This window comes from Helicobacter winghamensis ATCC BAA-430 (assembly GCF_028751035.1).
GTDB classification, from domain to species: Bacteria; Campylobacterota; Campylobacteria; order Campylobacterales; family Helicobacteraceae; genus Helicobacter_D; species Helicobacter_D winghamensis.
Genome location: NZ_CP063533.1, coordinates 1508442 through 1530120 on the forward strand (window position 1 = coordinate 1508442; position 21679 = coordinate 1530120).

21 protein-coding genes and 1 pseudogene are annotated in these 21679 nt (G+C 35.0%); 10 read left to right on the forward strand and 12 right to left on the reverse strand.

All coding sequences use genetic code 11. The features are described 5' to 3' along the window. Positions 1 to 153 precede the first annotated feature (153 nt). The 3 genes from IP358_RS07730 to IP358_RS07740 are packed head-to-tail and all read right to left on the reverse strand — an operon-like array spanning position 154 to position 2972. Entirely contained in the window at positions 154 to 1062 is a 909-nt protein-coding gene (locus IP358_RS07730) for a tetraacyldisaccharide 4'-kinase (RefSeq protein WP_006803003.1), read from the reverse strand. An 8-nt stretch (positions 1063 to 1070) separates the two neighbouring features. Then, positions 1071 to 2201: a DegT/DnrJ/EryC1/StrS family aminotransferase gene (locus tag IP358_RS07735; protein WP_006803002.1), complete on the reverse strand. Its 1131-nt coding sequence runs from the start codon at positions 2199 to 2201 to the stop codon at positions 1071 to 1073. A gap of 12 nt (positions 2202 to 2213) precedes the next feature. Continuing rightward, complete coding sequence (locus tag IP358_RS07740; protein WP_040498792.1) at positions 2214 to 2972, reverse strand: NAD+ synthase; 759 nt, start codon at positions 2970 to 2972, stop codon at positions 2214 to 2216. A gap of 132 nt (positions 2973 to 3104) precedes the next feature. Here IP358_RS07740 and IP358_RS07745 point away from each other — a divergent pair, with 132 nt between their 5' ends. Both IP358_RS07745 and IP358_RS07750 read left to right on the forward strand, forming a co-directional pair. Next, complete coding sequence (locus tag IP358_RS07745; RefSeq protein WP_006803000.1) at positions 3105 to 4028, forward strand: OmpA family protein; 924 nt, start codon at positions 3105 to 3107, stop codon at positions 4026 to 4028. Positions 4029 to 4037: 9 nt separating this feature from the next. Next, a complete protein-coding gene (locus tag IP358_RS07750) occupies positions 4038 to 5432 on the forward strand; it encodes a chemotaxis protein CheX (protein ID WP_006802999.1) in 1395 nt (464 codons plus the stop codon). Here IP358_RS07750 and ruvX read toward each other — a convergent pair. The 5 genes from ruvX to fliW are packed head-to-tail and all read right to left on the reverse strand — an operon-like array spanning position 5409 to position 9288. Continuing rightward, positions 5409 to 5849, reverse strand: coding sequence for a Holliday junction resolvase RuvX (gene ruvX / locus IP358_RS07755; RefSeq protein WP_006802998.1), 441 nt, complete (start codon positions 5847 to 5849; stop codon positions 5409 to 5411). The two genes, IP358_RS07750 and ruvX, sit on opposite strands and share 24 nt — an antisense overlap. 56 nt (positions 5850 to 5905) lie before the next feature. Beyond that, complete coding sequence (locus IP358_RS07760; protein ID WP_006802997.1) at positions 5906 to 7159, reverse strand: glycosyltransferase; 1254 nt, start codon at positions 7157 to 7159, stop codon at positions 5906 to 5908. A gap of 27 nt (positions 7160 to 7186) precedes the next feature. Next, complete coding sequence (miaA, locus tag IP358_RS07765; protein WP_006802996.1) at positions 7187 to 8086, reverse strand: tRNA (adenosine(37)-N6)-dimethylallyltransferase MiaA; 900 nt, start codon at positions 8084 to 8086, stop codon at positions 7187 to 7189. A 21-nt stretch (positions 8087 to 8107) separates the two neighbouring features. Next, the gene (locus tag IP358_RS07770; protein ID WP_006802995.1) at positions 8108 to 8851 is read right to left on the reverse strand and encodes a pyrroline-5-carboxylate reductase; all 744 of its coding nucleotides are present in this window, start codon (positions 8849 to 8851) and stop codon (positions 8108 to 8110) included. Between the two features lie 8 nt (positions 8852 to 8859). Continuing rightward, on the reverse strand, positions 8860 to 9288 hold the full coding sequence (fliW, locus tag IP358_RS07775) for a flagellar assembly protein FliW (RefSeq protein ID WP_006802994.1): 429 nt from the start codon (positions 9286 to 9288) through the stop codon (positions 8860 to 8862). A 222-nt stretch (positions 9289 to 9510) separates the two neighbouring features. Between fliW and IP358_RS07780 the strand changes: the two genes are divergently transcribed. From IP358_RS07780 to IP358_RS07815, 8 genes are all read left to right on the forward strand, one after another. Continuing rightward, a complete protein-coding gene (locus tag IP358_RS07780; RefSeq protein ID WP_006802993.1) occupies positions 9511 to 10179 on the forward strand; it encodes an outer membrane protein assembly factor BamD in 669 nt (222 codons plus the stop codon). Between the two features lie 8 nt (positions 10180 to 10187). Next, positions 10188 to 12647, forward strand: coding sequence for an endopeptidase La (gene lon / locus IP358_RS07785; protein ID WP_006802992.1), 2460 nt, complete (start codon positions 10188 to 10190; stop codon positions 12645 to 12647). Further along, positions 12647 to 13279, forward strand: a complete 633-nt coding sequence (locus IP358_RS07790; RefSeq protein ID WP_083781400.1) for a ribonuclease HII — start codon at positions 12647 to 12649, stop codon at positions 13277 to 13279. The genes lon and IP358_RS07790 overlap by 1 nt, the downstream gene beginning before the upstream one ends. Before the next feature lie 81 nt (positions 13280 to 13360). Further along, positions 13361 to 14161, forward strand: a complete 801-nt coding sequence (gene minD, locus IP358_RS07795; RefSeq protein WP_006802990.1) for a septum site-determining protein MinD — start codon at positions 13361 to 13363, stop codon at positions 14159 to 14161. Next, entirely contained in the window at positions 14158 to 14391 is a 234-nt protein-coding gene (gene minE, locus IP358_RS07800) for a cell division topological specificity factor MinE (RefSeq protein WP_006802989.1), read from the forward strand. The genes minD and minE overlap by 4 nt, the downstream gene beginning before the upstream one ends. Positions 14392 to 14397: 6 nt before the next feature. Continuing rightward, positions 14398 to 15477 (forward strand): divergent polysaccharide deacetylase family protein, encoded by a 1080-nt coding sequence (locus IP358_RS07805; protein WP_006802988.1) that lies wholly within the window; start codon positions 14398 to 14400, stop codon positions 15475 to 15477. A 76-nt stretch (positions 15478 to 15553) separates the two neighbouring features. Next, entirely contained in the window at positions 15554 to 17683 is a 2130-nt protein-coding gene (locus IP358_RS07810; protein WP_006802987.1) for a WD40 repeat domain-containing protein, read from the forward strand. Next, positions 17680 to 18483, forward strand: coding sequence for a DNA-processing protein DprA (locus tag IP358_RS07815; RefSeq protein WP_006802986.1), 804 nt, complete (start codon positions 17680 to 17682; stop codon positions 18481 to 18483). Before IP358_RS07810 ends, IP358_RS07815 begins: the two co-directional genes overlap by 4 nt. A gap of 4 nt (positions 18484 to 18487) precedes the next feature. Here the strand turns inward: IP358_RS07815 and IP358_RS07820 are convergent. The 4 genes and pseudogenes from IP358_RS07820 to IP358_RS07835 all read right to left on the reverse strand — a co-directional run bounded on the left by IP358_RS07820 (position 18488) and on the right by IP358_RS07835 (position 21524). After that, positions 18488 to 19347 (reverse strand): annotated as a pseudogene (locus IP358_RS07820) (hypothetical protein). A 92-nt stretch (positions 19348 to 19439) separates the two neighbouring features. Beyond that, positions 19440 to 20012 carry a C39 family peptidase gene (locus tag IP358_RS07825; protein WP_006802984.1) on the reverse strand — a complete coding sequence of 191 codons (573 nt, stop codon included), beginning with the start codon at positions 20010 to 20012 and terminating at the stop codon, positions 19440 to 19442. Then, entirely contained in the window at positions 20012 to 20896 is an 885-nt protein-coding gene (locus IP358_RS07830) for a hypothetical protein (RefSeq protein ID WP_006802983.1), read from the reverse strand. The genes IP358_RS07825 and IP358_RS07830 overlap by 1 nt, the downstream gene beginning before the upstream one ends. 187 nt (positions 20897 to 21083) lie before the next feature. After that, positions 21084 to 21524 carry a hypothetical protein gene (locus IP358_RS07835; protein ID WP_006802982.1) on the reverse strand — a complete coding sequence of 147 codons (441 nt, stop codon included), beginning with the start codon at positions 21522 to 21524 and terminating at the stop codon, positions 21084 to 21086. Positions 21525 to 21679 lie beyond the last annotated feature (155 nt).

Below are 21679 nucleotides of genomic sequence, written 5' to 3' on the forward strand. Positions count from 1 at the left end.
TTATTAAGTTTTATAAAAAGATTAGGTATGTTTTATAAATTTAATTTAGAAGTTACATTTGGTAACAGATAATAAAAATATTAAGAAAGTTTTATTGATTTTTAAAATAATAATGTCTGCTAATTGTATTTTTTAAGAAGTTTGATACAAAAATTAAAATTTCTTAAATCTTGCAATATAATCTTTAATGTGCTTTATAATTATAGGATTTACCTTTAAACGCAGTTGCAAAAGCGATAAAGGCACACCAAAATCTTCCAGCTTTGGCGCATCTTTTTGTGTAACGAGTAAGGAAGTTGCACCAAGCTCTTCATAAGTCTTTAAAATACTTTCCTTATTAAAAAAAGAATGATCTTTTAGCGTGATTTTCCCTACAACATTTGGCAAATATTCATCTAAACGCGCAGGATTTGCAATAGCTGTTAGCAAAAGCATTCTGGGCGTGCCATTAATTAGCTCCACTTTTCTTTCATAATCTACACCTTCTTTTGCCACAATATCAGCTTGCTTATATGCGCTTTTGTGTTCTCTATATCCACCACTTGGAATACAAAAGCTAAAATATGGCTCTAATTTGGGCTGCAAAAGGATATTTAATTTCTTAAAATTAAAGCGGAATCCGTCATCTAAAAACACGATTTTAGCCCCTATTTCTTTAGCTTTTTGGATTCCAATTTCACGCTTTTCACTCACAATCACACTTGCATTTGGCAGAGCTTTTGCTAGCATTATTGCTTCATCACCTGCATTTTCTACGCTCTCTTGTATCACCCCCTTTAAGCTCACAATTTTTAATCCCTTAGCCTTGCGCCCATATCCACGCAAAACCACGCATACATCGGCATAATCTTTAGCAACTTCTATGATAAAAGGCGATTTTCCACTGCCTCCTAATACCAAATTTCCCACACTAATAATAGGAATCTCAAAATCTTTAAAACGCGCAAATTTGCGCTTTAGCGTTGCAATAACACAATAGATAAAACTAAAAGGCAATAACACAAAAGCTAGAAGCTTTTGCGCTCCACTTGGAGCATAGAAATATCGCTCAATTTTACGCATTTATTCCCTTATACGCGCACACTAGCAAGACTTAACACTTGTTTGCAAACATAATCCATATCTGCTTGCTGCATCGCACTATAAATTGGCAAACTCAAAATTTGCTGATAATTCCTAAGCGCAACAGGAAAATCACTAATTTTGTATTTGTATTTACTTTTATAATAGGTTAGTAAGTGGTTTGGCACAAAATGCAAAGCGGTTTCGATTCCACATTCTTTAAGCTCTCTTGCAAAATGATCGCGATTTTTATCTACTTTAATAATAAAATGCAAAAAGGTATGCTCACTTTTGACAACAGGCAGTGAAATATGTGGCACATTCTCTAAATTCTCACGATAATATTTTGCAATCTCCTGTCGCCTTTGGATAATATAATCAATGCGCCTAAGCTGGCTAAGACACAAAGCAACATCTAAATAACTCACATTATATTTATTGCCAATACCCACCACATCGTATAAATACTGCGGGCGCGTGGAAGTTGTTTTTTCGCTCACGATTCCGTGGTAACGCAATAACACTGCCGCTTCTGCAAGCTCTTTATTGTGCGTAGTTAAAACCCCTGTTTGCGCTACTGGATTAAATGCGTCTAAAACAATGCTAAAAATGCTTGCAAAACTCTTTTTAGCCCCTATTTTTACGCCATTATGCGTAAGCCCTAAAGCCATTGTCGCATCTTCAATGATTTTAATATTATGCGCTTGTGCAAGCTCAAAAAATGGCTCTATATCCATAGCCTGCCCAGCTGTATGGCTAATAATAATTGCGCGAAGTTTTTTAACGCCAATTTTTTCAATCGTTGCTTTGCATTTTTCAAAAGACATAAAAAAAGTATCTTCTTCAATATCTACAAAAATAGGCTCTGCATCAAAATGGCGGATAATCTCTGGAAACATAGGATGGCAATTTACAGAACAAATAATCTTATCTCCCCGTTTAATATCCATAGCAAATAAGCACAGATGAAAAGCTGTTGTCCCACTAAGAGTGGCTATGGCATACTCAACACCAATAAACTTTCTAAACTCCTCTTCAAGCTCACTTACAATATCATAACTAGGATTTTCTAAAACACCATTAATAGCATCTTTTTCTGCTTTAGTGATATCGGGGATAAAATAGGGAATCTTTCGCATACTCTTTCCTTACTAAATTTGTGCAATCTTTGGCATTTCTTGCTTAAATGCAAAGCGTTGCATTCTCTCTTTAACTAGTTGTAATGCTTCTTTTGGCAAGCCTTCCTTTAAGATTACTGCATCGTCCTTTTCTTCGTGCAATAGTAGCATAATTCTATCTAAGATTGCATAAGAAAATCCTAGCTCCTTTTCATCGCTCTGTCCTGCATACAAATCCGCACTTGGTGGCTTTTGCAAAATACTTTGTGGAATGCCTAACACCTTTGCTAGTTCATAAATTTCTGTTTTATAAAGGTTGCCAATGGGATTAATCGCACAAGCTAAATCCCCAAAAATCGTTCCATAACCTAACAAAATTTCTGATTTATTGCTTGTGCCAACAACAAGGGCGTTTTTTGCAAAGGCATAATCATACAAACAAATCATTCTTAATCTTGCACTAAGATTACCTAAACGAATTTGGGATTGTGCAATGTTTGGTAAAGTCTGTAAAAATGCACTTTGTGGCTCTTTAATGCTTAAAATCTCATAAGCGATTCCAAACTTTTGACAAAGCTCTAGTGCATCTTGCAAGCTTTCTTTACTGGATTGATTAGAGGGAAGCATTAAGGCTTTATGCGTTTTCTTAAATGCAAGCTGACAAAGCCTAGCTACCACCGCAGAATCAATTCCCCCACTTAATCCAAAAACAACAGCGTTAAATCCACGCTTTGTAACCTCATCTTGGATAAATGTAACAAGTTTTTTTGCGATTGTTTCAAAATCTCTCATAATAAAACCTTGCAAAATAGGCATTTACAAAACTTTAAATAAAGAATTATAAAGAATTTATAGAATCTAATTTTATCTAAATTATTTATTAGATAAAATACACAATTATCTTAAAAACAAAAGGATTGAATTATGAAAAAGGCAATTGCACTTTCTTTAGTGCTTAGCTCTGCTGTGTTTGCCGCAGATAATCTTGTAGAGATTACTCCGCAAATTGGAGGAAGCTGGCATATTGATAACAATAGATATGCTGATGATATTGATTTAAGCTATGGATTAAAATTTGCTACGCGTGTTATGCCAAGCGTGCTTTTAGAAGTGGGGTATGAGCGCATTGATGATGCAGATTACAGCTTTCCAAATCAATCAACAGATGTTAGTCGTTACTATGTAGATTTAGTGAAAGAATTTAACATTGATAGCAAAATTTCTCCTTATATTCTAGGTGGTTTTGGTTATGAGCATATCTCTAATGAATTTAATAGTATGGATAGTGCCTTATTTGGGCAATATGGTGTAGGTGTGCGTTATGCTCTAGCAGAATTTTTACATCTTAAAACCGAACTTAGACATCTTATAAGTCTTGATGGGCGCAGTGATATTATCGGTATGGTTGGCTTTAGTATTCCTTTTGGAACTTACGCAAGAGAAGTAGAAGTTGTAGAAGAGGTAGAAATTGTAGAAGAAGTGGCGCAACCAACTCTTTCACATATCCATACTTTCTCAGTGCAATTCCCCTTTGATTCTTCTGTTGTAGCACCAGAATACAATGCAGAAATTAAAGATTTTGCACAATCAATGAAAGAAAATCCAAGCCAAACTGCTATTATTAGCGGGCATACAGACTCTACTGGAAATGATGAATACAATCAAAAATTATCAGAACGCCGTGCAAATGCTGTCAAAGATGCAATCATTGAAGAAGGTGTGCAAGCAGAACGCCTACAAGCAAAAGGCTATGGAGAGTCTAAACCAATTGCTGATAATGCAACAAAAGAAGGCAGACAAGAAAACAGAAGAGTAGAAGCAGAAATTTACACAAATTCTAGCAACTAAGTTTTTATTATGCGTCCAATCATTAAACACGATATCGCCATTTATGCACCTGATGTGCATTTAGATATGAAAGCTGCTAAAGAGATTTGCCAAGTGCTTATCTCAAATAGCGCAACAATCCGCTCTCTTGCGCTAAAAGCAGTGTATTTTTCTTTTGAAAATGTGCGTGAGTTTGATGAAGGCGCAACGATTCTAATCGCAAGAGCCTTACTTGCAATGCAAAATAAAGTTAGTGTTGCAGTGGCTTTTGTAGATTACAATGATGAACAATTCCCAAAACTCAAGGCTTTGTTTCCCAATAAAAGCTTGCCATTATTTCGCACTGAAAATATGGCAAACTTACTCCTAGGATTAAAAACACTACCTCTTAATCAAACCATCGTATATTACGATAAAGACAATATGATGCAAACACTAATTTCTCAAGAGTTAAGCTCCAAAGGCTATCAAGTGATTTGTATTAATACTAGCAGTGAGTTTATCGCTAAACGCCGCCAACTCTTAGATAAAGCCATTTATCTTTATGATATTTATTTTGATATTACTAGCAATTTTATCCCTGTAACTATCGCAAATGGAATCGTAACTTACACGCTTTATAAAAAAGTGGATAAAAATATCACTCTATTTTTTAATATCCAAGCACATAATTCTAGACTTAGAGAGGGCTACAAGGTATTTATTTTTGATGCAAGCGAAACAAAAGAGTTTAATTTAGCAGTGCTTGATTTTATAATGTCTCTAGCTTTAAATAATGCACGATTTGAATCTTGTATAGCCATTTGTGGCTTAAATACTAACTTAGATAGCGATAAACAAAATCTTTGTGCGCGTAGCCATATTTTATTTTTCAATAGCATTGAAGAATGCAAAAAAAATCCAAAAATCCAAGCACTAGCTAAAAGCCATCAGACAACAGAACAAAAACGCAAAGGCTTAACAAAACAGCTCGTTGCACAACTGCCTGTTTTTATCAACGCAGCAATTGAAACACTTTCATCACTTACTGGCGGAAGCGCAAAACGCACGGATTATAAAGTTACACAATACAATAAAACTTCTCAAACTGATATTATGGGCGCAATGATTGAATTTGAAGGCGATGTGAATGGGCTAGTCGCACTTTGTTTTAGTAAAGCTATCGTCAAAGAAGCTTCTATGATGCTTTTAGGCGAAGAATCCCAAAGCGATGAAGAATTGCTAGATGTAATTTGTGAATTTACAAACATTATCGCTGGACGCTCAAAGGCTGTGTTATCCGAACATAATGTTTCTATTGGAATCTCCTTGCCAAATGCTTATAAAAGCGAAGATGAAATTGCCTCTACACTAAGCGGAAAACAAGGTGTACAGGTAAATTTGCTACTTAATGACAAACCCTTAGTATTGTTTTTGGCACATTAAATACCGCTCTAAAATCACAAGAGCTGCAAGAGAGTCTAAACTACCATCTTTACTATGTGCTTTTTTGCGCATTTTTTTATCATCAAGCTTTTCTAGGGCTTCTTTGGAGCTAAATGACTCATCAAAAAAGACAATTTCAATTTTGGATTCCAACTCTAAAAGCCCAACAAAGTGCTTAATGCGCCGCTGCATTGCACAAATAGAATCATTTGCCTTGCTAACATCATCTACAAAAGGAATTCCAACCACTAACACATTAGCTTGCAATTCTAAAACTAAAGTGCGCACAGCATTTGCTGCTTGATTACGATTTTTACGCAAAATTGGCTCTAAACACAATGGGATTCCGCGAATACTTTTTGCAACTCCAATGCGCTTTAAACCAATATCAATGGCTATGATAATCTTAGATTCCATAAACAAATCCTTTTAGAATAAATCTATATTTGCTTGATATTATTTTAGATTTTAGCCTAACGAAAGCTTCCATTATGCTCCATTCTAAAAATTCCCCTTTGGATTATATGCGGATTCTGACTTGCTTTTTTAGCAAAAACTGGTTCTAAAATCTCTAATAAGCGTTGTGTGCTAGTTTCTATATCTAAGGTAACTTGCGCCTTTTTAAACTCTTTAGAAAAATCCTTTTTAAGAATCTTTTTAAGCGTATCTAGCCATTCTTTAATCTCTTTATCTGTGGGGATTCTTAAATGATCCTTTAAGCATTCTTCTGGCACATTTACTGCAAAGCCCATTCCCGCCATTGCCTCTTGCAATCCTCCACCATTATTAGCACTAACAATCACTGGAATCTTATTTAGCACCGCTTCACTTACTACTCTCCCCCAAGACTCGTAGGCTAAAGATGGTGCAATAAGCACTTTTGCAAGCTTATAAATCTCTTTCATATCACTTGTGTTAGAGGCAATATCTACATTTTGAAACATTTCTAGCGTATAGGGTGTTTTTTCGCTATTTGGCAAATGCAACGCACTTATGGATTCTGCAAAGCTTCCGCGTCCATCTAAAGCTAAAAACTTCACATCTGGCAATTCTTTTTGTGCAATTTGCGCAAGTTTTGCAAAAATACTTAAACCTTTTGAAGGGCAAGGATTTACCATTATCACATACTTAGGTTCTCTCTTTTTAGAAACAACCAAATCTTGATTAATAAATATCCCTGTTGCTTGCACATTTAGCCTATCGCGCGCTGCATACAATTCCGCTGTGGCTTGTGATTCTGTAATAAGCAAATCACAATCTTCAAAAGTATAATAAGGATGATTAGCATTGCAAATAGGATACACAAAAGGAATCCCGCGCCTTTTTGCTTCTGCGTGAATGGCAACTCCGCTTGTTCCAACGCCATATCCCATTGCAATATCTGGGCGAAAACTATTGCAAAGTTTGCTAAAATATTGAAAAAAACTCCACGATTCCACATAAGTAAAATCTTCTATTGCACGGCTTTGGCAAATGGTATAGTGATATTCAATTCTATTTTCTTCATCTTTCACAATTATGGGTTGTATCCCACGATTCTTTAGTTCTTCTTCTAGTCTTGGAAAATAAGTTGCCCCCCTTGGAGAATCAAAGATAAAACTCCCAAGCACTTTAACTTCTATCCCTTTTTTAGTAAGCTGCTCTAGCATTGTCTTACATTGCACTGCAGCACCTGAGCTTGTATCATGCAAACTAAAAGGGCTTACCCATAATAATTTTTTTTTCATAGATTTCCTTTAAATATCTTAATGCTATTAAAGCGCACGCTCTAGGGCTACTTTAACCTCTAAATATCCACCACAAAAATGGGGCGCAAATTGCGTTTTATTAAAAGTCCGTTGTCGCTTTGCAAGTTGTGCAGTATGTATTGTAATTTGTTCTTCTAACCCTTGTAAGCTTAATAGCCCTTTTTGATAGGCTAAAACTTCTTTAATTCCTATACTTTTTGCCCATTGATGTGCCTGCCCATAATGCTTTATTAAATCTTTAACTTCAACAATTAGCCCTTGCTCCAACATAGTTTTAGTGCGATAAGCAATCCTTTCTCTTAAAATTTCCCTATCTAGCACAATCTCAAAAATTTCACATTCTCTTAAAATTGGCTTTGGCGGATTCTCTCTAAAATACACGCTAGGAATACAATCTGTATCAAAATAAATCTCTAATGCACGCGCAATACGATAGGAGTCTTTGGGCTTAAGAGAGTTTGCAAAGTTGGAATCTATTTTTTGCAAAAACGCATATTGCGAGATTAAATCCCCCAAATTTTGAATTTTCTCCTGTGTGGTGGATTTATGCTTGGGCAAAGCAGAGATTCCATTTAACAAAGTTTTTAAATAAAAGCTACTTCCCCCAACAATTAACAAAGGCTGATTGTGCTTATTACAAAACTCTTTTGCTTTTTTAAACTCTGCAATGAAGTTTTGCACATTTTGCGCTTGACTTGGCAATAGCACATCAATTCCAAAATGTGTGATTTCTCCACGCTCTTTTACGCTGGGTTTTGCGCTTGCAATATTGATTTTTTTATAAATACTTAAAGAATCTAAAGAAAGAATGGAGCAAGAAAACTTCTTTGCAATCTCTAAAGAAAGAGCAGTTTTGCCACTTCCGCTCCCCCCTAAAATTGCAAGAGTTTTGACAGAATGCTGCAAATTAAAATTCTTAACTAAGTTTTAGGCGAAATTTTTAGAAGCCAGCACCGCTTCTAAAAAGGCATTTTTAAGAGCATGCTTTTCTAGCATAGCTACACCTTGTGCAGTAGAACCTCCCGGGCTCATTACACTTTCTTTCAAAAGCACAGGATGGCTTTGCTCCAAAAGGCTAGAAAATCCACTAAAAAGTGTTTGCACAATCTGTGTGGAATCTTCTCTGCTTAAGCCATAAGTTACTCCACTATCAATAAGAGATTCTGCAACAAGTGCTAAAAATGCAGGCGCACAACCTCCAAGTGCAGTCGCTAATGAAAAATGCTTCTCTTCCAACCAAATGCTTTTTCCAATAGCATTAAAAATTCTCAATGCATCTTCTTTAACCTCTAAATCACCGCAAAGACTTGTGATAGACTGCTTTATACTTGCGCAAACATTAGGCATTGCGCGAATATAAAATTGCGATTCCATTATTGCCTTTAACTGCTCTAAACTCACTGCATTTAAGATAGAATACACACATTTTGCTTTGCCTTTAAAACCAAAAGAAGTAAGTGCGTAAGGTTTCACACAAAGCAAAACTTCAGCATCTGCAATCTCTAAAATGGAATCTTTTTTTAAAGGAAGCGGAGTTAGCCCCAAAGCGTTACAAAAACTTTGGATTTTTGCAGAATCTCTGCCTGTTACTAAGATTTTATAAGTGTCTTTTAAGCCCTCTGCTAGGGCTTTTGCCATTTTGCCATAACCAACAAGGATTAAGGTTTTCATTTAAAGAATTATTGCTGTGTGAAATCAAAAAATTTAGAAATCGGCTCTGCTAATCCAAAATTTTCGTATTTTTGATTTTCTAGCACAACTTGTGCAAGTGTTTTATTTTCAAAGTTAAATAATACAGGGGCTAAAAAGTTAATGGTAGAATTTTGAATAGGTTCTTGAATGCAAACAATATTAAGTGTTACAACTTGATTGTCTTGTGCAGAAACATTTGTAGAGTCTTTCACTCCCAATGCTTCTTTAATGGGGGTTGGAATCTCAAACTCATAATCTGAGCGAACACTATAAGGATTAATCAAAGTAAAAGAAATTCCATCATCGTGCAAACTTTTAAGTTGCATAAAAGTTTCATCATCTTGCGCAACTCTCTCTAATTTCATTTTTTTAATCTGCTCAAAACCTAAAATTGGCGATTTTACTTCAAATTCCATTCCTTATTCCTTCTACCATTACTAATGTTATTTAGCCATTATGGCGTTTATTAAAGTCTTGCGTGTGATTTTATCGCAATTAAAACAAAAAATCAATTTTATTTATCTAAATTTTAGAAAAATTATCCACAAATCCGCTATAATTACGACTATTAATGGATTTTTAATTTCTAAGAATTTGGGTTTTAGCCCTTTAAATAAATTAATTAAGGAAGCTTCAAAGTGTTCAGGATTATTAAAATTGCCATCTTTAGCCTTTGTTTGGCGCTATTCTTTAGTGCTTGTTCATCCAAAACAAATAGTGGTTTGGCCCTTGATGAAATCAATAAACCAGCAGATTATTGGTATCAAAATATGTTAAAAGAAATCCGCAATGATGACTTAGAAAAGGCAGATAGCTATTTTGTATCTTTACAGAGCGAACATCTAAACTCACCGCTTTTAAGTGAGGCAATGCTGATTTTAGGGCGCGCACATATGCAAGAAGAAGAGTATATGCTAGCAGGATTTTATTTTGATGAATTTACAAAACGCTTTGGAAACACAGATAATATCGACTTTATTAGATTTTTAAAACTCCAAGCCAATTATTTTGCTTTCTCTAAGCAATTTCGCGATCAACAATTGCTTTTAGATTCTATTAAAGATGCTAAAGAATTTACTCAAAAATACCCTTATTCCCGCTATCGCCCAATGGTGGATTCTATGCTTTTACGCTTAGAGTTATCAAATCTCACACTTAATGAAGAAATTGCACGCCTTTATGAACGCAAGAAAAAAGGCAGTGGAGCAGAATATTACAAAGAGAAAACGCAAGAAGTGCAATGGCTAAAAGATGTCTTACGCGATGATGTTAAATCGCCTTGGTATCAAAAACTCTTTGAATGGTAGGAGAGAGTATGCAATTAACCCGATATGGAGAGTTTCCAAAAGACTTGCCGCTTATTATTGATGAGGATATGCTTTTATACCCCTTTATGATTGCTCCTTTATTTATTAGCGATGAAGACAATCTAAAAGCCATTGATTTAGCAATGAATAGTCAAGATAAACTCATTTTTATCGCTCCTTCAAAGCCTAACAATAATGATACATTAGACTTTTATGATGTAGGTGTAATTGGCACTATTATGCGTCGCGTTGCGCTTCCTGAAGGGAGAGTTAAGATTCTTTTTCAAGGCTTAAGCCGCGGCAGTGTTTTAAAAATGGAATCCATAAATCCACGCATTGCAAGTGTTATGCCAATTATCTCTCAACCCTATGATGCCATACGCATTGAAGCAATTTTAGCAGTGCTGAAAGAAAAATTGCACACACTCTATAATATTTCTCAACATTTCCCTCAAGATTTGCTAAAAAGCATAAATGATACAAGTGATCCTAATCGCGCAGCAGATTTAATCTCAAGCGCGATCCGCTTAAAAAAAGATCAAGCTTATAAGATTTTTAAAGAAGATAATCCTGAGGAGCGATTGTTAAGCCTGATTGAAATCACAATGGAAGAAATCCGCGCCCAGCAAATCCAAAAAGAGATTAAAAACAAAGTTAATTCTCAAATGGAAAAAGTCAATAAGGAGTATTTCTTAAAAGAACAATTAAAACAAATCCAAAAAGAACTTGGGGGGGATTCTAATAAGGATTCTGAAATTGAAGAATACCGCCAGAAGCTGGAATCCCTAAAATCATTTATTCCAAAAGATACTTATAAGGAAATCCAAAAACAAATCAATAAACTCTCAAGAATGCACCAAGATAGCGCAGACGCAAATCTCTTGCAAAATTATTTAGAAGTGGTGCTTGAAATTCCTTTTGGAACTTATGCGAAAAAAAATTTAGAAATTAGCGAAGTAGAAAAACAACTAAGTAAAGATCACTATGCCTTAGAAAAACCAAAAGAGCGCATTTTAGAATATTTTGCAGTGCGCAAACTCCTTGAAGTGCGTCAAACTAACTCTTCAAAAAACAAAGATTCTTTTATTTCAGAGGAAGCTAAAGGCACGATTCTTTGCTTTTATGGACCTCCGGGCGTTGGTAAAACAAGCCTTGCAAACTCTATTGCCACAGCCTTAAAGCGCAAATTAGTAAGAATTGCGCTAGGGGGATTAGAAGATGTGAGCGAATTGCGCGGACACCGCCGCACATACATTGGTGCAATGCCCGGCAGAATCGTGCAAGGACTAATTGATGCAAAGGAAATGAATCCAGTAATTGTGCTAGATGAAATTGATAAAATCCGCAACTCCTTTCGCGGAGACCCATCCTCTGTGCTTTTAGAAATTTTAGATCCTGAACAAAACAAAGAATTTAGAGATTACTACACAAATTTCAATTTAGATTTAAGTCAAGTTATTTTTGTAGCCACTGCAAATGATATTAGCGCAATTCCCGCACCTTTGCGCGATAGAATGGAATTTATCAATATTAATAGCTACACACCCGATCAAAAAGAACAAATTGCAAAAAAATATCTAATCCCCCAAGAGCTTAAAAAACATGGACTACAAAGCAGTGAAATAAGCTTTAATCTCCCAGCCATTAAAATGCTCATTGAAAAATACACAAGAGAAGCTGGAGTTAGAAACCTAAGGCGCAAGATTGCAGAGATTTTACGCAAAGTCAGCAAACAAATTCTTCAAAATACAGAAGAAAATACAGAATCCAAAACACAAAAAAAGATTCTTATCACTCCAAAAACGCTTCCAAACTACTTAGATAAGATTGTCTTTGAGTTTGAAAACGCAAGCAAAAATGCAGAAGTTGGGCTTATTAATGGGCTTGCCTGGACAAGCGTTGGTGGCGATGTGCTAAAAATTGAAGCTTTAAAAATTAAGGGTAAGGGTGGCTTGCAAATCACTGGAAATCTAGGTGATGTGATGAAAGAGAGTGCCAAAATTGCTTATTCTTACGTGAAATCCCTTATTGATAATGGCACACTCAAGGTTGATTCCAAGCTAATTCCACTCACTCCAAAAGAAAAAGAGGAGAAGCTACAACCAAGTGTGAGCGAGATTTATAACCGCTTTGATATTCACTTGCATATCCCAGAAGGTGCTACGCCAAAAGATGGACCAAGTGCCGGAATCGCGATTGCAAGCGCGCTATCATCGTTGCTTACAAATAGAAAAGTGCGTGGTGATGTTGCAATGACAGGAGAGCTGACTTTGCGTGGCAAAGTTTTACCTATTGGAGGTTTGCAAGAAAAACTCATCGCTGCTTATAAATCCGGAATGCAAGAAGTATTAATCCCCAAGAAAAACTTTGAAAGGGATTTAGAGGAAATTCCACAAGAAGTTAAAAATGGGTTAAAAATCCGCCCGGTAAGTGATTTTAAAGAAGTATTGGCAATTATCTTAAAATAATGCTTGAAACTTTAGAGCTAGAGTCAAAAAAAATAGTTTCTGATTTTAAAATTTTAAAATCTTTAAATATTCCACCAAATACGCAATTTTGTGGCATTGATGAAGCTGGAAGGGGCTGTGTAGCAGGATCACTTTTTGTATGCGGTGTGGTTTTAGAAAAACTCCCAGAGTCTTTAAAAAACTCTTTAAGAGATTCTAAAACTCTAAGCCAAAAAAAGCGCGATGCACTAGCAAACATTCTAAAAGACTACGCAACATTTAAAATCATCAAAAAAGAAGCAAACGAGATTGACACTAAAGGCTTAAGCGCGTGTATCAAAGAAGCTTTACAAGAAATCTTAAGCACAATTTATGCACCTTTTTATATCTTTGATGGAAATTGTAATTTTAAAATTCCGCATTTAAAAACACTCACTAAAGGCGACTCCAAACTCCATACAATCAGCGCAGCAAGTATTTTAGCAAAAAGCGCAAAGGACGCTGAAATGCTAGAGTTTCACGCACTCTATCCCCACTATGACTTCGCGCGCAATAAAGGATATGGCACAAAAGCGCATATACAGGCAATTGCAACACACGGCTTATCGCCTATCCATCGCAAAAGCTACCGCATAAAATCCTTAGATTTTTAGATAAAAATTTATAATTTTTATCGCTTTTTTAGCGAAGTAATCGCTATAATTGCGGATTTATTTTATGATAAGGTATGTATTTTGAGCGGATGTGTGATAACAATTACTTCAGGTAAAGGCGGTGTTGGTAAATCAACAACTACTGCAAATCTAGCGGTAGGCTTGGCGCAACTTGGAAAAAAAGTTGTAGCGGTGGATTTTGATATTGGATTGCGCAATTTAGATATGATTTTAGGCTTAGAAAATCGCATTGTTTATGATATTGTCAATGTTATGGAGGGGGAATGCAATCTTTCTCAAGCCTTAATTAATGATAAAAAAACAAAAAATCTCTACTTCTTGCCAGCAAGTCAAAGTAAGGATAAAAATGTCCTAGATACAGATAAAGTCGCAGGATTAATCAACAAATTAAAAGAAGAATTTGACATTGTGCTTTTAGACTCTCCAGCGGGGATTGAAGGAGGATTTGAACATTCTATTTTTTTAGCCGATAGAGCATTAATCATTTCTACACCAGAAGTTTCAAGCGTGCGTGATGCTGATAGAGTGATTGGAATCATTGATGCAAAAAGTCAAAAGGCGAAAAATGGCGGAGAAGTGCAAAAGCACATTATCATTAACCGCCTAAAGCCAGAAATGGTGGAGAAAGGAGAAATGCTAGGCGTTGAAGATGTGCTAAATATTTTAGCATTACCACTAATTGGAATCGTTCCAGAAGATGAAAAAATCATCTCATCTACAAACACTGGAGAACCAGTAATTTATGGCGACTCCCTAGCATCTAAAGCCTATCAAAATATTGCAAAACGCATTTTAGGCGAAGATGTGCCATTTTTGGAATTAAAAGCTAAAAAAGGCTTTTTTGCAAGGTTGTTCCAATGAGTTTCTTAGATATTTTCAAAAGCAAAAAAAACTCCGCTCAAGAAGCAAAGGACAGATTAACTCTGATTTTAGCACACGAACGCACTATTAATGTGCCTTATATGGACGCAATGAAACAAGAGATTTTAGAAGTGATTAAAAAATACACAAAAGCTCAAAAAATAGATATTAAAACTGATTCCAACCAAAACTTCAACACTCTTGAAGTTGAGATTTTGCTAGAAAAATAAATCTAAATGGATAAAGTTAAGCCTCTTACAATAGGCATTATTGCTTTATTGTTAATTTTACTAACCTTTAACTTTATCCCTAAACATTCAAACCCCCAAAACAAAACTTTACAGCAAAATCTCCAAGATACTGAAAATCTCCACGACTCCCCAAAAGCACACCAAAGCAACGCTACACTTGCAACAAACAACGCGGAGCTTATTCAAAAAAATATTAATTTTTTAAAAGAACATTTAGAACAAATCAAAAAAGATTCCATAATTCCTAACTCACCACAAGGATTAAATCAAAATAGCACACCAAGAAAAACCACGCCGCATGAAGCGAAGCAAACCATACAAGAGTCACAAAGACAGGAATTACTAGCACCAAGCCCCAAATTAGATTCCAACTTTTGTGTGCGTAACAAACCCCAGCTTGCCATTATTATTGATGATGTTAGCAACTTTGCGCAATATCAAGCCATAAAAGAGATTCCTTTCAAGCTCACACCCTCTTTATTCCCCAAAAGTAAAGTCAATCCCGACACTCCAAAAATCGCTAAAATCGCTCCTTTTTATATGATTCACTTACCCCTTGAAGCTCTCAATTTTCATCAAAAAGAGCATAAATGGCTCTTTGCTGGCGATTCTAAAGACAAAATGGAATCCTACATTGCTGCAATCAAACACGATTTCCCAAACCTAAGCCATATTAATAACCACACAGGAAGTAAATTCACTCAAAACTTAGAATCTATGTCGCTACTTTTAGAAACATTAAACAATCATCATATCAATTTTATTGACTCTAGAACCATCGCCACTACAAAAACTAACTCCGCCTATGCAAAATCCCCTTATATAGCATTTAATCCCTGTCAGCAAAAACCACTAGAACGCGATGTATTTTTGGATAATGTCCTAGATATTCCAAAAATTACAGAACAACTCATACAAGCGGTTCAAATTGCCAAACAAAAAGGTTATGCAATAGCCATTGGGCATCCACACAAAGCCACGCTTCTAACACTTAAAAATGCTACTGATTATTTACAAAAAAGTGGAGTAGAACTTGTTTATATTAATGAAATCATCACACCATAAATACCTATCTTTAAAGAAAATATGCTAAAATAGGGGCTTTAAGCTTTTAGAAATTGCGAGATAAGGGAAATCGCGTATGACAACTCCAAAATCCACACAACAGCTACAAGGTAGCGTTTTAAGCATTATGCAATCCAAAGAAACCACATTATGCGTGGATAATACTTTTCATATTGTGGAAATTAACTCTTCTTTAAAAGTTTCTAAAAGCATTCAGGTTACTAAAAATGCAGAATCCCCACACCGCTATTCCCACGCCTTTGGAATATCCTCTCTAACATATTTTTGCATTCCAATTTTTGGCGAAAAAAAAGCATTTATCATAGAATTTGATGGCTCTAAGCCTAAACCTATCGCCACTTTAGACGACCACGATGGCGATATAGAATCTTCAGCCTTTTCACAAGATGGGCGTTTTTTTGCCACAGGCGGACAAGATGGGCGCGTATTTTTTTATGATGGACGAAGCTTTTTGCCCATAGCCTCCCTTCTTGCGCGTTCTGATTATATCTCTACAATTCGTTTTTCTAAGAGTGGCGAGTTTGTAGCCATTAGCGGATTTGATAAATTTACCCTTGTGTTTGATATGCTCCGCCACAAAATTGCCTTTAACTTTGTAACTAGCGATGTTGTAGAAGATTCTGCATTTTTTGATAAAGATGAAAAGCTCGTTCTTGTGTGTCGCAATAATGCATCTATTATTTTTAGCCTAAAAGATGGTAAAATAATCTCCCAAGAATACCCTTTTGCCTTTTGGCCCACAAGTATTGCAATAGACTCTGAAGAAAATTATGCTCTTGTTGGCACACGCTCTGATACGCTTTATGTTATCGCGCTAAAAGACAATACAAAAGCAATGGAAATCAAAGATGAACACGCTGGAATTGCTTCACTAACCTTTTCGCATAATCACTTGTATATAGGCTCTATTGATGGATCTTTGCTTATTATTGATTATAATGAAGGCAAAGATGAACTAAAAGCAAGCCTTGATAGAAAAGATTACAAAAGTGCTAGAGAAGCAATTAACAAGAATGTTTTCTTAAGTATTCACCCTTTAACAAAAGTCTTTGATGAAGTATGGCCAGAGATTTTACACCAAGCTATTGATTTGCTAAATCAAGACTGCATTGAAGAAGCTGTTGAACTAACTGCACCTTTTGTGGTTAATCCTTCTAAGAAAAATGAATTTGACTTTTATCTTGCCCAAAAAGATGGTGTCAAGACTTTTTTAGAACTCATTTCTAAAAAAGACTACCCAAAAGCCTATGAAATGCTTCAAACAACAAAGTTTCTTGTGAAAACTCAAGCATATGAAAAGCTAGAAAATATTTGGAATAAGGCTTTTTTTAATGCAAAAAAACTCTTAATTGAAAACGCAAATGTTAATAAACGCCTAGCTGAACAAACACTAGCTCCCTTTAACAATACTCCAAAAAAAGAGCTGATTGTTCAACTTTTACGAAATTGCGATGTTTTTGAAAAAGCCGAAGCCTTGATAAAAAAACAAAATTTTAAAGAATATTTTAGTCTAACCTTTCAATTTTCCTTTTTACGCGATACAGATTTGTATAAAAAGGTTTTGCTTGTAGGCGAGAGAATGCTAGCTAATTTAATTGAGCTAGAGAAAAACTTCCGCTATGATGAAGCAAAGAAAATCGCTGAAACACTACTTGTTTTTCCGACACTAAAGCGTAATGCAAACGAACGCATTGTTTTAATGCAGCAAAAAGAGAGTCTATTAACTGCCATTGAAGCAAAAGATATTAAAAAAGTGTATTCTCTAATTGATGAGATTGAGAGCTTGCGTTCAATGCAGCAGTTTAAGGACTTCACAAAAGACTTCTTGCGCCATTATGAAGAAGCAAAACCTTATGCGTATAGTGGCAATGCAAAACACGCAATGGTGCTTTTTGGTGAGTATTTAGAGATTAATTATTGGGTGGATAAAATCGGCTCTTTGCTAAAAATTGCGTATTTAAAACAAATTGAAAAAAACTTGCACAATATTGAAGTGAATTGGGTGATTACCCTAAAACGCTATTTTGAACGCTATGGTAAGAGCTTTGAACTCATAAAACTTCTCCAAAACCACGAAGCAAAAGCAATTTTAGATCAGTTTGAAGGAGATGGAGAGGGCGATGGCTACCGCAGATATGGCTTTGTGGATTCCATTGTAATTTATCTTGTGCAAAAAGAAGAATGATTTTACAACTTAAGCAAATTCCTCCATCACTCACACATATTAAAGAGCTTGAAACACTCTATTATTGCGGTAATTTAGGGCTTTTAAAAGCACCTAAAGTTACAATCATTGGCACGCGCAATCCAAATCCTTATGCTCAAAGCTTCACCCAAACTCTAGCGCAAAAACTCAGCAAATATGGAATTGTAATTGTAAGTGGTGGCGCATTAGGCATTGATATTATCGCTCACGCAAACGCCCTGCCAAATACCATTATGATTTCCCCAAGCTCATTAGATTACATTTATCCCAAAAGCAACGCGCCTATTATTTCTAAAATCTACAAACAAGGCTTGATTCTTAGTCAATTTACCCCCACTTACACCCCACACCGCTATTCTTTTTTAGAGCGTAATAAAATTGTAATAAGTCTTGGTGAATGCGTGATTATCCCCCAAGCGGATTTAAAAAGTGGCTCTATGCAAAGCGCACAATATGCCCTAAGCCTTGGTAAAACGATTTTTGTCCCGCCTCACCATTTAGGACAGAGTCTTGGCACGCAAAGTTTAGCCAAAAACAATCAAGCACGGGTGATTTGGGATATAGATGTTTTTGTAAATGAGCTTTGCGCAAGCATTTTAGATTCCAACATTACGCCAAATTTAAGGGCGAGTTTAAGGGATTCCAGAGATGAAATTTTAGAATTTTGCCAAAGCAATCCCTTTTTTGAGGAAGCCTTTTTACGCTTTGGCGAAATGTTATTTGAATACGAATTAGAAGGCAAAATCCGCCGAAACAATGGACGCATAGAAGTTGTGTAAATTTCTAAAACTTTTTCCACAAACTAATTGTAAAAACACTATCAGGGGCTGATGAGCTTCCCCCAGCGGTGCCAGAGACAGAAATAGCGGTATCAGAATTTAAGCTATAAGTAGCCCCCAAAGAAAATGTGGGAATAGAATAAGAATTAGAAGTCTTTCGCCCTTCAAATTTAGAGCCACTTTGGTATCCTTGTTCTAATCCCGCATCTAAAGAGATTTTAGGACTTAAAATCACAGACATATCAAATCCAAAATAAAAGCTATTGCCATATTCCAGTTTTCCATAATCAAAGTTTCTATCTGCATTATAAACCCCGCCAATATAAAGCGATGAAATCACAGGGTCAGAATAATTTTTGAGTGCAAATTGAGCCGAAAAGGATTTAAAGGCAAAGTTTTTTGATTCATCAAAATGCTCCTCTCTTTGAATCACGCCACCTTGCAAGGTACTTGAGGGATAAACATACCGCCAATGCTATCACCTGTATAGATTCCACCAATCCACAAAGAATCAAAATCAAAATTTCTCTCACTTCCATAAGAAAATCCAAAATTACTTACATACTCATTTTGTTTATAGCTTCCATTACCCTCTACAAGAATATCAAATTTAGGTGTAAGAGTGTAAATAAAAGTTTGACTAATAGAAACTTGCTTTGTATCTGTCCAAGTCTTTGTATCAGGCTGTGCTACAAGTGTGGGATACATATTGTAAATGTAGGCATTACCGCTACTTAGGTAACTTACGCTTGTGATACTCCTTAAGCCAATTTGCTTTTTAAAAAGCGAATCCATAGTAATGGGATCAGAGGCAAAACTTATTGAAATAAATACAAAAAAAGAGACTAAAATCCTTTTTAACATTATAATCCTTTATAAAAATAGATGCTAAATCTTTAGCAACAAGTATTCCATATTTGGTTTTAAGTGTTTAAGTTTTAGAATAAGATTGTAAATTATTTAAAAAACACTTCACTAGGAAACTCTAAAACTTTTATGTTGGGTTTAGAATTTTCTTTGCCTGCAATGATTAAAGCAAATCCACCTGTATGATTTCTATCCCATACAGAATAAAACTCTTTTTTGGTTGCTTTATATTGCCCAAAATTAGGATCAAAGACTTGAATAAAATCACCTTTGTGATTGATAATTACTACAAAATGAGGGAATCTAGGATCATTTTCTATTCTTACAAGCAAGGGATAAGAAGTTTGCTCTAATATTTCCCTTTGAAGTTGAAAGCCTTTAGTGGTATAGCCTAGAGTATTTGCCACTTCTTGCAATTCTTTGAAGCTTAACATATCGGTTTTTTGATTTAAAAAAGCAAGTATATCTTGTTCGCTATATTGTCTCAATTCAAAGAGATTAAGTAAGGTTGCTAAAGCAGAAGCCCCACAAGATTCTTCATATTGCTGCCTTATAACATTTTGATTGTGGAGTTCTTGTAGAGATTTAACACTAAAAGCAAAAGTAAAGCTTACCATACAAAAACAAGCAAAAAGAATGTGCAATAAAGGTATTTTTTGCATTATGCTTTTGATTCCATTGTAGGAAATTCTTTTATCTCCAATACTTTTTGTAAAAACCAATCAATGAAATTTTCTTTTACCTTTTTGCTTATTTCTTGAAAGGTAGAATCTTGCAAAATAGAGGGACTTTCTAACCAAGAATTTGGAAGTCCTGCTAAATATTTACCATATTCTCCAAGTTGGCTATTTTCGGATTTGGCATAAGCCTCCCCATAATTTACCAAAGAGAACAACATAATAACACCCTCTAAAGCAATTTTTTCTTCCCCATTTTCCATAAAAGTATAATCCTCCACAAGAGCAATATCACCCCTTAAACTATCCATAAAATCTTCATGGTCTTTAAAAATATTCAATAATTCCTCTTTTGTATAGTTATCTTTGATGTCTATAAATTTTTCCAATGAATCAAAAGCGTTTTTCAATCCACCCCCTAAATCTACACTATCAAAGTAGTTTGAAAAGTAATCATTTCCACTGCTGTGATGTTCGTAAAATGGTAGCGTAAGGTAGTTTTTGATAGCTTGTAGAGAATTACTATGAAATTTCAAACCCTCTGGCAATCCCGATTCTTTTAAAAACTCATTTCCAATAAAACCATAGTTATCAAGGGGATATTTTTCAAAAGTTTTGTTGGAATTTGTTACTGAATTTGCTTTTGCATTTTTAAAATCCTCTTGATCAAAAGCTGTATCTTTAGAATTTTTGTTAATTGCACCGATAGTGCAATAATTCAAAGAATCTAAAAAATTTTCTAATGCGATAGATTGAAAATCGTCATGGTTATCGTTGATTATGTTATCTAAATCCTGCTTAGAAACTTCTTGAAAAGCTTTGCTAGAATTATATTCAATATTTTGAGTATCTTGCCTTGTGGATTGCATAAATGGAGTATTTATGTTTTGATTAGAAGTTTTGTCTATGATGCTTGAGATTTCTTTAGAAGAGTTGTAGTAAATATTTAAATAATTAGAATAAAAAGAATTAGATATGTTAGTTATTTGCCTACCTTTTCTAAAAATTATAAAAAAATTTAAGAAAAAGTAAGCAAAAAATATACCAGACTTATATCTAGCGGAAGTTTTTATCAGCAATCTTATAAAATTTTGTTGAGTTTCCAAAGAGACTTATATCCCTTCCGGTCTTGGTGGAAGTATTAAAAGCAGCAATATATGTTCCCCTAGAATCAACAGCCAAAGTTAATACCTCATTATTATATAATTTACCACTCAACCATTTGTATTCATTTTCAACATTTCTTTTATCAGAGGTCGAAAGCCCTTGATAGACATCTTTTTGAGCTTCAATAAAATAATATTGTGTCCCGTATGAAGAAGAGCCAAGATAAACAAATCCCCCCACAATCTCACTCATCTCTTGATTATTAAGCGTTTTAACACCTAGAGAATTTTCATTAGATTTTCCATTAGTGGCCACAGAAATTAAATCAATAGCAAAAGCATTGCTTAAAAGACCAACAATTATAGATAAAGCTAGTAATAACTTTTTCATTAACAAATCCTTTAAAAAATTTTCAACATCACTATACTAATTTTCTATTTAGTTTTTTTATTATATTCCTTGTTTTACCAAAATTTATTGACAGATTGGATATTTTTGCGTGAATCAGTAACACACAATCTAAAATTTAGTGGGTGCAGAATCAG

Coding starts and splice junctions, on each gene's coding strand:
- IP358_RS07730 (WP_006803003.1), bottom strand. CDS start 1,062: ATGCGTAAAATTGAGCGATATTTCTATGCTCCAAGTGGAGCGCAAAAG.
- IP358_RS07735 (WP_006803002.1), bottom strand. CDS start 2,201: ATGCGAAAGATTCCCTATTTTATCCCCGATATCACTAAAGCAGAAAAA.
- IP358_RS07740 (WP_040498792.1), bottom strand. CDS start 2,972: ATGAGAGATTTTGAAACAATCGCAAAAAAACTTGTTACATTTATCCAA.
- IP358_RS07745 (WP_006803000.1), top strand. CDS start 3,105: ATGAAAAAGGCAATTGCACTTTCTTTAGTGCTTAGCTCTGCTGTGTTT.
- IP358_RS07750 (WP_006802999.1), top strand. CDS start 4,038: ATGCGTCCAATCATTAAACACGATATCGCCATTTATGCACCTGATGTG.
- ruvX (WP_006802998.1), bottom strand. CDS start 5,849: ATGGAATCTAAGATTATCATAGCCATTGATATTGGTTTAAAGCGCATT.
- IP358_RS07760 (WP_006802997.1), bottom strand. CDS start 7,159: ATGAAAAAAAAATTATTATGGGTAAGCCCTTTTAGTTTGCATGATACA.
- IP358_RS07770 (WP_006802995.1), bottom strand. CDS start 8,851: ATGAAAACCTTAATCCTTGTTGGTTATGGCAAAATGGCAAAAGCCCTA.
- fliW (WP_006802994.1), bottom strand. CDS start 9,288: ATGGAATTTGAAGTAAAATCGCCAATTTTAGGTTTTGAGCAGATTAAA.
- lon (WP_006802992.1), top strand. CDS start 10,188: ATGCAATTAACCCGATATGGAGAGTTTCCAAAAGACTTGCCGCTTATT.
- IP358_RS07790 (WP_083781400.1), top strand. CDS start 12,647: ATGCTTGAAACTTTAGAGCTAGAGTCAAAAAAAATAGTTTCTGATTTT.
- minE (WP_006802989.1), top strand. CDS start 14,158: ATGAGTTTCTTAGATATTTTCAAAAGCAAAAAAAACTCCGCTCAAGAA.
- IP358_RS07805 (WP_006802988.1), top strand. CDS start 14,398: ATGGATAAAGTTAAGCCTCTTACAATAGGCATTATTGCTTTATTGTTA.
- IP358_RS07810 (WP_006802987.1), top strand. CDS start 15,554: ATGACAACTCCAAAATCCACACAACAGCTACAAGGTAGCGTTTTAAGC.
- IP358_RS07815 (WP_006802986.1), top strand. CDS start 17,680: ATGATTTTACAACTTAAGCAAATTCCTCCATCACTCACACATATTAAA.
- IP358_RS07825 (WP_006802984.1), bottom strand. CDS start 20,012: ATGCAAAAAATACCTTTATTGCACATTCTTTTTGCTTGTTTTTGTATG.
- IP358_RS07830 (WP_006802983.1), bottom strand. CDS start 20,896: ATGCAATCCACAAGGCAAGATACTCAAAATATTGAATATAATTCTAGC.
- IP358_RS07835 (WP_006802982.1), bottom strand. CDS start 21,524: ATGAAAAAGTTATTACTAGCTTTATCTATAATTGTTGGTCTTTTAAGC.